This window comes from Shinella oryzae, from assembly GCF_023038235.1.
GTDB lineage: Bacteria > Pseudomonadota > Alphaproteobacteria > Rhizobiales > Rhizobiaceae > Shinella > Shinella sumterensis.
Window position 1 is genome coordinate 240,464 of record NZ_CP081987.1, and the last position, 12,716, is coordinate 253,179.

A 12,716-nucleotide genomic window follows, 5' to 3' on the forward strand; every position below is an offset into this window, starting at 1 on the left:
TCCCAGCCATGACAATGAAAACCAACAGGATCGCCTTCCAGGGCGAGTACGGCGCCAATTCCGACATGGCCAGCCGGGACATGTTTCCCGACATGGATCCGCTGCCGTGCCAGACGTTCGAGGATGCGTTCCTGGCCGTGGAGAACGGTGACGCCGATCTCGCGATGATCCCGATCGAAAACACGATCGCCGGCCGCGTTGCCGACATCCACCATCTCCTGCCGGAATCGCGCCTGCATATCGTCGGCGAGTATTTCATGCCGATCCGTTTCCAGCTCATGGTGCTGCCGGGCGTGACGAAGGAGGAGGTGCGCACAGTCCACAGCCATATCCATGCGCTGGGCCAGTGCCGCAAGATCGTGCGCCTCAACGGCTGGAAGCCGGTGATCGCCGGCGATACGGCGGGTGCGGCGAAGCTGGTTTCGGAAACCGGCGACCGGTCCATGGCAGCGCTGGCGCCGCGCCTGGCGGCCGATCTCTACGGCCTGTCGATCATTGCCGAGAATGTCGAGGACACGGAAACCAACGTCACGCGCTTCGTGGTGCTTTCACGCGAGGAAAAGCCGGCGGAGCAGACGGGCGAGGGCATCATCGTGACGACCTTCGTCTTCAACGTGCGCAACATCCCGGCCGCGCTCTACAAGGCGCTGGGCGGCTTTGCGACGAACGGCATCAACATGACGAAGCTCGAAAGCTACCAGATCGGCGGCAAGTTCATTGCCACGCAGTTCTATGCCGATATCGAAGGGCATCCGGACGAGGCGCATGTGCGCCAGGCGCTCGACGAACTGCGCTACTTCTCTGAAAAAGTGCGCATTCTCGGCACCTATCGCGCCCATCCGATGCGGAGCGCCTTCTAGAATTGACGATCGTCAGGGAGCCCGGAACCGGGCTTCCGAAACGGCATTTCCATCATGAAAGGAGATGTCCATGCGCACGATTACCTATATCACGATCATGGTTTCGATGATGGTGAATGCCGTCGTCTTCGGTGCGGGCGCCATCGCCATCCTGGCGGTGCCGGCCCTTGCCGATCATGCCAAATACCTTCTGCCGGCCTGGATCGCCGTCACGTGCCTCGTCAGCCCCGTCATCGCCCGCCTGATGGCGCCGAGACTGAGGCTGCGCGAGCATCCGGGCGACCGGCCGACCTTCGGCTGGCGCTAATCCAGCTTCCAGTCCAGCCAGTCGCGCATCAAGCGATGCGCGATGGCGCCCTTCGGCGGGGGTGTCGTGGTGCCCGGCGCCACGCCGGACATCGCGCTGCGCTCGATCATCGCCGCCGTCTCCTCGCGGGTGAACCAGCGGCAGTCCTCGAGCTCTTGCTCGTCGCGGCGGATATCGAAGGAGATCGCCTCGCCGTAACAGCCGATCATCAGGGAATGCGGCATCGGCCAGGGCTGCGAGGCATGGTAGCGCACGCGTCCCACCCTGATGCCCGCTTCCTCGAAGGTCTCGCGGCGCACCGTATGCTCGACCGTCTCGCCTGGCTCCAGGAAGCCGGCAAGGCAGGAATACATGCCTTCCGGGAAATGCGGCGAGCGGCCGAGCAGGCACAGATCCCGCTCCACGTCGATGACCAGCATGATCGCGACGGGGTCGGTGCGCGGAAAGATGATGTGGCCGCAGGCCTCGCAGATCCGGCGGTAGCCGCCGAGTTCCGAGCGCGTCGGCGAACCGCACTTGCCGCAGAAGCGATTGTTCGCATTCCACGTCATCAGGCTGGAAGCCTGGGCGAACTGGCCGAGCAGGTCGTCGTCCAGCATCTGCTGGCGATAGAGCGTCCGGCTGTCCGTCGCCTTCAGCGGTTCCTGCAGGGTATCGGGGTCGGCGCGGACGGGAATGGCCAGACGCGGTTCGCCGTTCTTGAGGTAACCCAGCAGGATGGCGTCTTCCGGCACGGGGTCGAGTTCGGCCAGCTCATAGGGCGCAAACAGCGGATCGATGATCTTCTCGTCGTGCTTGACGACGAGCTTTCCGCTGGCCAGCGCGAAGGCATGGACGTTTTCCGCCTTGAAGGCCTGCTCCAGGCAATCCGGCGCGCGGTATTCCGAGCGGCGGTCGAGCGTGTTTTCCGCAAAGGCCACCATGGTGCTGGGTTCGGCGTGCGGGCGATAGAGATCGAATAGCGAAGGCTTCATGGGTTCAGCGCATCCAGGAGCTTGGCGGAAAGGGCCTTGGCGTCCGCCTCCGCGCGCGGCACGGCCGTGCCGTGGCCCCAGACGGGACCGGGCCAGTTCGGATCACCTTCGCTGCGGGCGATGACATGCACATGAAGCTGGCGCACGATGTTGCCCAGCGCGCCGGTGTTGATCTTCGTTGCGCCGGTGACCTGTTTCAGCGCCTCGGCAACGAGCGTCGTCTCGAAGGTCAGCATGGTCTGGTCGAGCGGCGTGAGATCGAAAATCTCGCTGACATCGGGGCGTTGCGGCACCAGCACCAGCCAGGGCCAGCGGCTGTCTTTCATGAGGCGCAGTTCGCACAGGCCGATCTTCGTCAGAAGGTCGCTGTCGCGCTCCAGCCGTTCGTCGGTTCGAAAATCGCTCATCGGAGTTCTCACGCATGCTTCTTGTTTGGTGATTCATGACACGCAGCGGATTTCCGTCCAACAGTTTTTTATCGGCTCCGCTTGCATTCGGCTGGAATATTGCCGATATGGAGGCCGGGAGGTTGGTGGTGGACGAGCCACTCGCCAACCGGGTCAGGTCCGGAAGGAAGCAGCCCTAACGAGCCCCGGCACGGGTCATCGTGCCAGCCTCCCACCTTTCCGTCCTGTCGGGACAGACGTTCGATTAACGGCAGGGTCGATGAGCGACGAAACGCAAAATCCGTCCACTGAAAAGCCCGCCGCCTATCGCGTGCTTGCGCGAAAGTACCGGCCGAAGGATTTCTCCGACCTCATGGTCGGCCAGGAGCCGATGGTCCGCACGCTGACCAACGCCTTCGAGACGGGCCGCATCGCCCAGGCCTACATGCTGACCGGCGTTCGCGGTGTCGGCAAGACGACGACCGCCCGTATCCTTGCCCGCGCGCTGAACTACAAGACATCAGACATCGACAAACCGACGATCGACCTGCGCGTTCCCGGCGAACATTGCCAGGCGATCATGGAAGGCCGGCATGTCGACGTCATCGAGATGGACGCCGCCTCCCATACCGGCATCGACGATATCAGGGAAATCATCGAGCAGGTGCGCTACCGCCCGGTTTCGGCGCGCTACAAGGTCTATATCATCGACGAAGTGCACATGCTCTCGACGCAGGCTTTCAACGGCCTCTTGAAGACGCTCGAAGAGCCGCCGGAGCATGTGAAGTTCATTTTCGCGACGACGGAAATCCGTAAGGTGCCGATCACCGTCCTGTCGCGCTGCCAGCGCTTCGACCTGCGGCGCATCGGCGCGTCCGATCTCGTCGGCCTGTTCACCACCATTCTCGGCAAGGAAGGCGTGGCGTTCGAGCCGGATGCACTGGCCATGGTCGCCCGTGCGGCCGAAGGCTCCGCGCGTGACGGCCTGTCGCTGCTCGACCAGGCGATCGCCCATGGGGCGGGCCGCGTCGAGGTCGATGCCGTGCGCTCCATGCTCGGCCTTGCCGACCGCGCGCGCATCGTCGATCTCTTCGAGCACATCGTGAAGGGTGATGCGGCAGCGGCTTTGGCCGAGTTCGCCGCGCAATACGAGGCCGGCGCCAGCCCGTCCGTGGTGCTGACCGACCTTGCCGATTTCACCCATCTCGTCACGCGCATGAAATATGTGCCCGATGCCACCGGTGACCAGTCGCTGAGCGAGATCGAGCGCGTGCGCGGCGTGGAATTCGCCAATTCCATAGCGGTCACGGCGCTGTCGCGCATATGGCAGATGCTGCTGAAGGGCATTCCCGAAACAGAAGCCTCCAGCCGTCCGGCGGGTGCCGCCGAGATGGTCATCATCCGTCTTGCCCATGCGGCAAACCTTCCCTCGCCGGAAGATGCCGCACGCCGGCTTGCCGAGCTTTCGAGCGGTGACGGCGGTGGCAACGGCGCGCGTGCGCCGCAATCCGGCGGCTATGGCGGGCAACCGTCGGCGCAGGGTTCGGTGTCCGCGGTCGCGCGCCAGCCGGATGCGCCGATGCGCGCCCAGGCGGGCGGCGGAACCGTCACGATGCTGCGCCCGGTGCCGCAGGCCGAATCCGCACCGCAGCCGGTCGGCCGCATCGAGACCGCACCCGCCGAGCAGCCGGCAGCGGCGCCGAAGGTGCCGGTCAAGTCGATCTCCGATATTGCCGACCTCTGCACCAAGAACCGGGACATCAGGCTGCGCGCGCTGGTGCGCGCCTTCATACGGCCCGTGAGCGTGGAAGCGGGCAAGCTCGAAATCAGCCTGACCGACGATGCGCCGAAGTCGCTGGTCTCCGAACTGTCGAACCGTCTCCTGGAATGGACAGGCACGCGCTGGCTCGTCATCCTGTCGCGGGAGGCCGGCGGCCCCACGCTGGCCGAGGCCGAGACGATGGCGCAGGAAGCGCGCGTGGCCGATGCCCGGCAGGACCCTGACGTCGCCGCCATTCTCCAGCGTTTCCCCGGCGCGAAGATCACCGACGTGCGCATCAAGGTGCCGGAGACGGAAGACGAGCCGGAGACCATCGAGGCCGCCGCCATCGCGGAATCCGCCGAGGGCGATATCCTGCCCGGCGACGATATCGAACATTAAAATAGAGACGAAGAGGAGAGGCCGATGCGCGACATCATGGGCATGATGGGCAAGGTCAAGGAAATGCAGGCCAAGATGGAGAAGATGCAGGAGGAGATCGCCGCCCTCGAGGTGAACGGCACCTCCGGCGGCGGCCTCGTCTCGGTCACGCTCGACGGCAAGGGCAACCTCAAGGCGCTGAAGATCGACCCTTCCCTATTCAAGGAAGACGACGTCGAAATCCTGGAAGACCTGATCGTGGCCGCCCACAAGGATGCCAAGGACAAGGCCGAGGCCGAAACTGCCGAGCGCACCAAGGCGCTGACCGCAGGCCTGCCGATCCCGCCCGGCTTCAAGCTGCCGTTCTGATCACGCCTCAGCCGGTCAACGCGGCGCGAAGCTTGTCGCTGATCGGCGCCGCCAGATAGCGCAGCCGGTCTTCCTCGGAGAGGTTGCGCCCATAGGTGCGCAGCAATTCCGGCATGGTGACGGGCTCGCCGTCGAAGGGTGTGTAGGTCACCGGGTCTCCGGCCTGCAGCACGCCGTCCCGCAGCACCCGGCAATAGAAGCCGGGGCGTCCCGCGCTCATGAAGCGCCGTGCAAAGCCGGGATCGCCCATGCGGGCATTGAATGTCGCGCAGGGCGTGCGCGTCGAGGTCACTTCCAGCAGCATGCTTTCCGTCTCGAAGCGATCGCCGACGCTGATGCTGCGGCTGTCGATGCCTTCGATCACGATGTTTTCGCCGAAGGTGCCGGGCTCGATTGAGCGGCCAAGTTCCTTCGACCACCAGTCGAGGTCGACCGAACCCAGGCCGTAGACCGCCTGTTCCGGGCCGCCGTGATGCTTGCGGTTGCAGATCGCATCGCCGAGCAGGCCTTCGCGGTCGACGACGATGGCCGCGTCGGTCGGCGTCTTGAAAATGCCGGTCTTGTAGCTTTTGCCGGGAACAGGACGGGCGACGCCCGTGCATACCGCGAGGATTTTGATCAAGCGTCGATCTCCAAAGATTCCGTTTCCCCGTGATATGGGCTAGATAGCGCCAATGGCAAAACGAGTCACCGGTCCCGAAATCGAAAAACTCATCCAGCTTCTGGCGAAGGTGCCGGGCCTCGGGCCGCGCTCGGCGCGCCGGGCGGCGTTGCATCTCGTCAAGAAGAAGGACCAGCTTCTCGGGCCGCTCGCCGAGGCGATGGGCGAGGCGCATCGCAAGGTGCGCATCTGCTCGTGCTGCGGCAATGTCGATACCAGCGATCCCTGCACCGTCTGCACGGATGTGCGCCGGGATCATGGCATGATCATCGTGGTCGAGGACGTTTCCGACCTCTGGGCGCTGGAGCGCGCCGGCGCGATGAACGCGGCCTATCATGTGCTCGGCGGCACGCTGTCGCCGCTCGACGGCGTCGGCCCGGACGACCTCAACATCCGCGGCCTTGTCGACCGGGTGGCGAAGGGCGGCGTGCGCGAACTGATCATCGCCGTCAACGCCACGGTCGAGGGGCAGACCACAGCCCACTACATCACCGACCAGCTCGCCGGCCTGGAGGTCAAGATCACGCGGCTTGCCCATGGCGTGCCCGTTGGCGGCGAGCTCGACTATCTCGACGAAGGCACATTGACGGCGGCGCTTCGCGCCCGCACGGCGATCTGAAGGGAATTAATGATGCTTCGTTGGCTATCGCGGCTCACCCCCCTCTGCCCTGCCGGGCATCTCCCCCACAAGGGGGGAGATTGCATTGTGGCACGGCCTCGCTCCAAGTCGATCTCCCCCCTTGTGGGGGAGATGGCCGGCAGGCCAGAGGGGGGTATTGTTGCTCGCCTTGCGCTGATGATGGCCATGGCCCTCATCGCCTTCCCCGCCCATGCCGCCTCCAAGGCGGAGGTCGAGCGGATGTTCCGCGCCTGGGTCGACAAGGACCTGTGGCCGGCCGCGCAGAAAACCGGCGTCAGCGAAAAGACCTTCCGTGCAGCCATGGAGGGCGTGACCCTCAACTGGGACCTGCCCGATCTCGTGCCGCCGGGCTCGAAACCCACCAAGGATCAGGCGCAGAGTCAGGCGGAGTTCTCCTCGCCCGGCGCCTATTTTTCCGAAAAGCGGCTGCAAGGGCTTGCGGCGACGGGGCGCGGGCTGGCGAAGACCCATGCGGCGACATTGCGCAGGATCGAGCAGCGTTTCGGCGTGCCGGGCGAGATCGTCGTTGCGGTTTGGGGCCGCGAATCCGGCTTCGGCAGCGCCAAGATCCCCTATTCGGCTGTCGATGTCCTCGCCACCAAGGCCTTCATGTCGACGCGCAAGGACATGTTCCGCAAGGAGCTGATCGCAGCACTTCACATCGTCGACGGCGGGGACCGCACGGTCGCGCAACTGAAGGGCTCCTGGGCGGGCGCGCTCGGCCAGCCGCAGTTCATGCCCACCAGCTACCTGCAATATGCCGTCGATTTCGATGGCGACGGCGTGCGCGACATCTGGGGCTCGGTGCCGGACAGCCTCGCCTCCATCGCCAACTATCTGGCGAAGAAGGGCTGGCAGGCGGGACGCGGCTGGGGCTACGAGGTCTCGATCCCGGCGGGCGCGAGCTGCGCGCAGGAGGGCCCCGATCTTGCCAAGCCGATCTCGGCATGGGCGGCGACCGGCATCACGCGCATTTCCGGCAAGGGCTTTCCCTCCGGCGAAAGCAAGGCATCGGGCATGATGCTCGTGCCGGCCGGCACGCATGGCCCGGAATTCATCGTCACGCCGAATTTCTACGTGCTCAAGGAATACAACAACTCCGACCTCTACGCGCTCTTCATCGGCAACCTTGCCGACCGCATCGCCTATGGCAGCGGTTCGTTCCAGGGCCAATGGGGCGATGTCGGCAAGATGCTGCGCTCGGATGTGCTGGCCATGCAGAAGGCGCTGGTCGCCAAGGGCTACGACGTCGGCAAGGTGGATGGCCTTCCCGGCTACAAGACGCGCCGCTCGCTGGGCGACTGGCAGGCGAAAAACGGCCTCAAGCCGACCTGCTATCCCGACGCCTCGCTGAAGACGAAGCTGCGCTAGAGCCTTTCCAGCCGAAGCGAAATCGCTTCGGCGGCGGATATGCGACAAGACCCTCCAGCCTCAATGCATCTCGACATTCTGCTTGAAGCGCTCGTATTCGTGCGGAATGATCGTCTGGCGCTCGATCATGCGGTGGACGCGCGGGTCTTCCGCGCCGCGATGCAGCTGGCGTAACCGCTCGCCATTGGCGGCATCGGCATGGGTGCGGCGCTGGTTGTGGCGCACATATTCCACCCAGGTCGGAACGTGGTAGGTCTCCGTCCAGATCGTCGGGTTCTCGAGGTCGCGCATCAGCGCCCATTGCCCCGCGCCGTCGCGGATGCGGATGCGCCGCCGCTCGGTCATCGTTTCCAGGAACTGCGGAATGTCTTCCTCGGCGATCTCGTAGTCGATCAGGATGACGATGGGGCCGCTGCGGGGTTTCAGGTCGAGCGGCAGGTCCGGCTCGCTGAAGCGGTTGAGCGGATCGACATTGAGGCTTTGCAGTTCGGGCAGCGTGAAGCGCAGGCCGATCGCCGCGCCGGCAATCATCGCCACGGCCGAGGCGAGCAGGGCCGCTTCCGCGCCATGGGTGTCGGCGGTCGTGCCCCAGATCCAGCTGCCGGCCGCGATGCCGCCAAAGGTCATGGTCTGGTAGAGCGAAAGTGCGCGGGCAACCACCCAGCGCGGCGTCGAAAGCTGGACCGTGGTGTTGAAGAGCGAAAGCGCCATGACCCAGGACGCGCCTGACAGCAAGAGGACGGCGCCGGTGAGCAGTGCGGAGCCGCTGACGGCACAGACGGATGCGCTGATCGCAAAGCCCGCAAAGGCCATGCGGGCGATGGTTTCGCTGGCAAAGCGTTCGCGCAGCCGCGCGTTCATGAGAGCACCCGCGATGGCGCCAAGCCCGAAACAGCCGAGCAGGATGCCGAAGGTCAGCGGCCCGCCCTTGACGAGGTCGCGGGCGATCAGCGGCAGGAGCGACAGGATGGAGCTGGTGGAAAGACCGAAGGCGAAGCCGCGCAGCAGCACCTTGCCGATATTCGGCGACATCGAGACATAGCGCAGGCCCGCAGACACCGCGCGGCCGAAATCCTCGCGCGGCAGGGTGCGGGGCGAGACGGGCGGCTTCCATCGGAACAGCGCGAAGAGAAGGGCGAAATAGCTGCAGGCATTCACGGCAAAGGCCGCCGCCGCACCGGCCGCGGCGACGATGGCACCGCCGATGGCGGGACCGACGCTGCGGGTGAGATTGAAGCCCATGCTGTTGAGCGATACGGCGGCCGGCAGGTCCTCTCGCGGCACCATGTCGCCGACGGATGCCTGCCAGGCCGGGTTGTTCAGCGCCGTGCCGCAGCCGATGAGGAAGGTGAAGGTCAAGAGCAGCCAGGGCGTGATCAGTCCCTGCCAGGCGAAGACCGTCAGCAGGACGGAGACGACAAACATGAATGCCTGCGCCGTCAGCATCAGCTTGCGCCGGTCGAAATTGTCAGCAAGCGCGCCGGCGGCGACGGAAAACAGCATGATCGGCAGCGAGGTGGAGGCCTGCACCAGCGCGACCATGTTGGCGGAGGAGGATATCGAGGCCATCATCCAGGCCGCGCCGACCGACTGGATGAGCCCGCCGAAGTTCGAAATCAGGCTCGCTGCCCAGATCACGCGAAACGTCTCATTTCGGAAAGGGGCGAGGGGGGATTTCCGGTCCGGCACGATGGGTACTCATTCTCGAAGCAGCGTTGGCTAGCAATCTAGTCCATGCGACGAAAGCGGCAAGTCGATGGCTGGAAATAGCTCGCCCACAGGGTCCGCCGTCGCCGACCTTGCATTTGTGACGAACCCGGTCTATATCAGCCTCAAATTCTTGATCGTCAGATGAAGAGTGGGCCCGCGAGGACCCGCTCTTTTTTATTGCCTCGATCAGGCGCATGATAACGACCATCCCGGGAGGGCACGCCATGTCCGACACGACCCAGACGGAAAATGTGGCCATCGAGCCGCGGCTGATCGTCGAAACCGGCCTCGACCGCCGCGTTGCTGAGATCATCGAGCCGACCATCGAGCAGATCGGGTACCAGCTGGTGCGCGTGCGCCTGTCGGCGCAGAACGGCGCCACCTTGCAGATCATGTGCGAGCGGCCGGACGGCACCATGACCGTCGAGGACTGCGAGCAGGTCTCGATGGCGGTCTCGCCGGTTCTCGATGTTGAGGACCCGATCGATAAGGCGTATCATCTCGAGGTGTCGTCTCCCGGTATCGACCGGCCGATGGTCCGCAAGTCGGATTTCAAGCGCTGGACCGGGCACCTTCTGAAATGCGAGACGTCGATCCTGGTCGATGGCCGCAAGCGCTTCCGCGGCACGATCGTCGCCGCTGACGAGGACGGCTTCACGCTCGACCGGGACCAGCCCGCCGCCGGCGATGCGCCGACGGTCGTCATTCCCTTCACGGCGCTTGCCGAAGGCCGGCTGATCCTGACCGACGAACTGATCCGCGATGCGCTGGCCGCCGACAAGAAGGCCAAGGCCGCGCAGGCCGCCAACCAGAACGACGAAGACGGCGGCGACGAAGAATAATGTGTGAGTGCGCTCCGGCCGAGTGGCGGGGCGGAGAGGACGCAACCGGAGCGGTGTTCCGCTTCAGATAGGTCGGAGGCACAGGCCCCGGCCCGACCATGGAGACCTGAGACAATGGCAGTCAGTGCGAACCGGCTTGAGCTTCTGCAGATCGCGGATGCCGTGGCCCGTGAAAAGGTCATCGACCGCGAGATCGTGCTTGCCGCGATGGCCGACGCCATCCAGAAGGCAGCCCGCTCGCGTTACGGTACGGAATCGAACATCCGCGCCGACATCAATTCCAAGACCGGCGAAATCCGCCTCCAGCGTCTGCTTGAGGTCGTCGAGCACGCCGAGGACTATTCGACCCAGATCCCGCTGGAACTGGCACGCGACCGCAACCCCGACGCCAAGCTCGGCGACTTCATCGCCGACCCGCTGCCGCCGATGGACTTCGGCCGCATCGCCGCCCAGTCGGCCAAGCAGGTCATCGTGCAGAAGGTGCGCGAAGCCGAGCGCGACCGCCAGTATGACGAATACAAGGACCGCATCGGCGAGATCGTCAACGGCACGGTCAAGCGCGTCGAATACGGCAACGTCATCGTCGATCTCGGCCGTGGCGAAGGCATCATCCGCCGCGACGAGATGATCCCACGCGAGAACATGCGCTACGGCGACCGCGTCCGCGCTTTCGTCTACGACGTGCGCCGCGAGCAGCGTGGCCCGCAGATCTTCCTGTCGCGGACCCATCCGCAGTTCATGGTGAAGCTCTTCACCATGGAAGTGCCCGAGATCTACGACGGCATCATCCAGATCAAGTCGGTTGCCCGCGACCCGGGTTCGCGCGCCAAGATCGCCGTCATCTCGAACGACTCGTCGATCGATCCGGTCGGCGCCTGCGTGGGTATGCGCGGTTCGCGCGTCCAGGCCGTCGTCGGCGAGCTGCAGGGCGAGAAGATCGACATCATCCCGTGGAGCCAGGATCCGGCTTCCTTCATCGTCAACGCCCTTCAGCCGGCCGAAGTCGCCAAGGTCGTTCTCGACGAGGATGCCGAGCGCATCGAAGTCGTCGTTCCCGACGAGCAGCTGTCGCTGGCCATCGGCCGCCGCGGCCAGAATGTCCGCCTTGCCTCGCAGCTAACCGGCTGGGACATCGATATCCTGACGGAAGCCGAAGAGTCCGAGCGTCGCCAAAAGGAATTCAACGAGCGCACCAACCTCTTCATGGAAGCGCTCGACGTGGATGAGATGGTCGGTCAGGTTCTGGCCTCCGAAGGCTTCGCCGCCGTCGAGGAACTCGCCTACGTCGATCTCGACGAAATCGCCTCGATCGACGGTTTCGACGAAGACACGGCCCAGGAACTCCAGACCCGCGCCCGCGAGCATCTCGACCGCCTCGAGGCCGAGATGGATGCCAAGCGCAAGGAGCTCGGCGTTTCCGACGACCTGCGCCAGATCGACGGCATGACGAGCCAGATGCTCGTTGCGCTGGGCGAAGACGGCATCAAGACGATGGAAGACTTCGCAGGTTGCGCCGCAGACGACCTCGTCGGCTGGACCGAGCGCAAGGATGGCGAGACGAAGAAGTTCGAGGGTCTGTTCTCGAAGTTCGAGGTTTCCCGCGCCGAGGCCGAGGCGATGATCGTTCAGGCCCGTCTGGCGGCCGGCTGGATCACGCAGGAGGATCTCGCCGCTGAGGAAGAGGAAGTCGTCGAGGGCGGTGAAGAGGACGCCTGATCGGCGTCTTCCAGGTTGGCATGCCGCCCGCTGATTTTGCATAGCGGTTTGCGTTGACAAGAGCGGAAACCTATATGGGCAGGAAAGACGAGGACGGCGTGAACGACCGCATGTGCATCGTGACGCGCGAAAAGGGCGAGACGGATGATCTGATCCGCTTTGTCCTGGGCCCGGACGGCAGCGTCGTTCCGGATCTCAAGCGTCAACTTCCCGGACGCGGATGCTGGGTGAAGGCGGAACGGGCGATCGTCGACAAGGCGGTCGCCAGAAAGCTTTTCGGGCGTGCGTTGAAGGCGGAGGCGAAGGCCGCGCCGGAACTCGGCGCCGAAGTGGACAGGCTGATCGCGGCCCAGCTCGGCGGCATGATGAACATGGCGCGCAAGGCCGGCCAGTTCATCACAGGCTCCTCCAAGGTCGATCAGGCGGTTCGCGCTCTGGCGGCATTGGCCGTCTTCCACGCGACGGATGCGGCGGCGGACGGGGTGCGAAAGATTGACCAGGCGAGGAAGGCCGCAAGCTTCCTTACCGATGACGAAACGGAAATTCCCTCCTTCAGGCTCTTTTCCGAGAGTGAATTGGAGGGGCTTTTGGGCCAGAATGCGTTTATCCATGCCGCAGCGCTTGCAGGGCAGGCGGGTGAGGGTGTAGTGAAGCGCGCAATCATGCTCGAGAAATATCGGGGCGACAGCCTGATGATGACAAAAGGTGGCGCTGGCCAGACGAACCAATGACGCGGTTAC

General features: G+C 64.6%; 13 protein-coding genes and 1 other RNA gene. 10 read left to right on the top strand and 4 right to left on the bottom strand.

Going from position 1 to position 12,716, the window contains the following annotated elements:
• The first annotated feature begins 8 nt into the window (after positions 1-8).
• Positions 9-860, top strand: coding sequence for a prephenate dehydratase (locus K6301_RS01195; protein WP_247218766.1), 852 nt, complete (start codon positions 9-11; stop codon positions 858-860).
• 70 nt (positions 861-930) lie between these two features.
• On the top strand, positions 931-1,167 hold the full coding sequence (locus K6301_RS01200) for a hypothetical protein (protein WP_247218768.1): 237 nt from the start codon (positions 931-933) through the stop codon (positions 1,165-1,167).
• Here the strand turns inward: K6301_RS01200 and nudC are convergent.
• On the bottom strand, positions 1,164-2,141 hold the full coding sequence (nudC, locus tag K6301_RS01205) for an NAD(+) diphosphatase (protein WP_134649607.1): 978 nt from the start codon (positions 2,139-2,141) through the stop codon (positions 1,164-1,166). The two genes, K6301_RS01200 and nudC, sit on opposite strands and share 4 nt — an antisense overlap.
• Positions 2,138-2,548, bottom strand: a complete 411-nt coding sequence (locus tag K6301_RS01210; RefSeq protein ID WP_247218770.1) for an HIT domain-containing protein — start codon at positions 2,546-2,548, stop codon at positions 2,138-2,140. The genes nudC and K6301_RS01210 overlap by 4 nt, the downstream gene beginning before the upstream one ends.
• A 117-nt stretch (positions 2,549-2,665) precedes the next feature.
• Between K6301_RS01210 and ffs the strand changes: the two genes are divergently transcribed.
• The 3 genes from ffs to K6301_RS01225 all read left to right on the top strand — a co-directional run bounded on the left by ffs (position 2,666) and on the right by K6301_RS01225 (position 5,036).
• An RNA gene (gene ffs, locus K6301_RS01215) (signal recognition particle sRNA small type) lies at positions 2,666-2,763 on the top strand.
• Between the two features lie 44 nt (positions 2,764-2,807).
• Positions 2,808-4,688 (top strand): DNA polymerase III subunit gamma/tau, encoded by a 1,881-nt coding sequence (locus K6301_RS01220; RefSeq protein ID WP_247218772.1) that lies wholly within the window; start codon positions 2,808-2,810, stop codon positions 4,686-4,688.
• Between the two features lie 24 nt (positions 4,689-4,712).
• On the top strand, positions 4,713-5,036 hold the full coding sequence (locus tag K6301_RS01225; protein ID WP_134649610.1) for a YbaB/EbfC family nucleoid-associated protein: 324 nt from the start codon (positions 4,713-4,715) through the stop codon (positions 5,034-5,036).
• A gap of 7 nt (positions 5,037-5,043) precedes the next feature.
• Here K6301_RS01225 and K6301_RS01230 read toward each other — a convergent pair whose 3' ends face one another.
• Complete coding sequence (locus tag K6301_RS01230) at positions 5,044-5,655, bottom strand: MOSC domain-containing protein (RefSeq protein WP_247220444.1); 612 nt, start codon at positions 5,653-5,655, stop codon at positions 5,044-5,046.
• A 55-nt stretch (positions 5,656-5,710) separates the two neighbouring features.
• On the opposite strand from K6301_RS01230, the gene recR reads away from it, so the two are divergent.
• Both recR and K6301_RS01240 read left to right on the top strand, forming a co-directional pair.
• Positions 5,711-6,316 (top strand): recombination mediator RecR, encoded by a 606-nt coding sequence (gene recR, locus K6301_RS01235; RefSeq protein WP_134649611.1) that lies wholly within the window; start codon positions 5,711-5,713, stop codon positions 6,314-6,316.
• A 177-nt stretch (positions 6,317-6,493) separates the two neighbouring features.
• Positions 6,494-7,708 (top strand): lytic murein transglycosylase, encoded by a 1,215-nt coding sequence (locus K6301_RS01240; RefSeq protein ID WP_425475381.1) that lies wholly within the window; start codon positions 6,494-6,496, stop codon positions 7,706-7,708.
• Positions 7,709-7,768: 60 nt separating this feature from the next.
• Here K6301_RS01240 and K6301_RS01245 read toward each other — a convergent pair whose 3' ends face one another.
• Positions 7,769-9,397 (bottom strand): MFS transporter, encoded by a 1,629-nt coding sequence (locus tag K6301_RS01245; RefSeq protein WP_247218775.1) that lies wholly within the window; start codon positions 9,395-9,397, stop codon positions 7,769-7,771.
• A 245-nt stretch (positions 9,398-9,642) separates the two neighbouring features.
• Here K6301_RS01245 and rimP point away from each other — a divergent pair, with 245 nt between their 5' ends.
• The 3 genes from rimP (at position 9,643) to K6301_RS01260 (ending at position 12,707) form a co-directional block, all read left to right on the top strand.
• A complete protein-coding gene (gene rimP, locus K6301_RS01250; protein WP_241600280.1) occupies positions 9,643-10,260 on the top strand; it encodes a ribosome maturation factor RimP in 618 nt (205 codons plus the stop codon).
• 114 nt (positions 10,261-10,374) lie between these two features.
• The gene (gene nusA, locus K6301_RS01255; RefSeq protein ID WP_247218776.1) at positions 10,375-11,976 is read left to right on the top strand and encodes a transcription termination factor NusA; all 1,602 of its coding nucleotides are present in this window, start codon (positions 10,375-10,377) and stop codon (positions 11,974-11,976) included.
• A gap of 74 nt (positions 11,977-12,050) precedes the next feature.
• Positions 12,051-12,707, top strand: a complete 657-nt coding sequence (locus K6301_RS01260) for an RNA-binding protein (protein ID WP_247218778.1) — start codon at positions 12,051-12,053, stop codon at positions 12,705-12,707.
• The last annotated feature ends 9 nt before the right edge of the window (positions 12,708-12,716 follow it).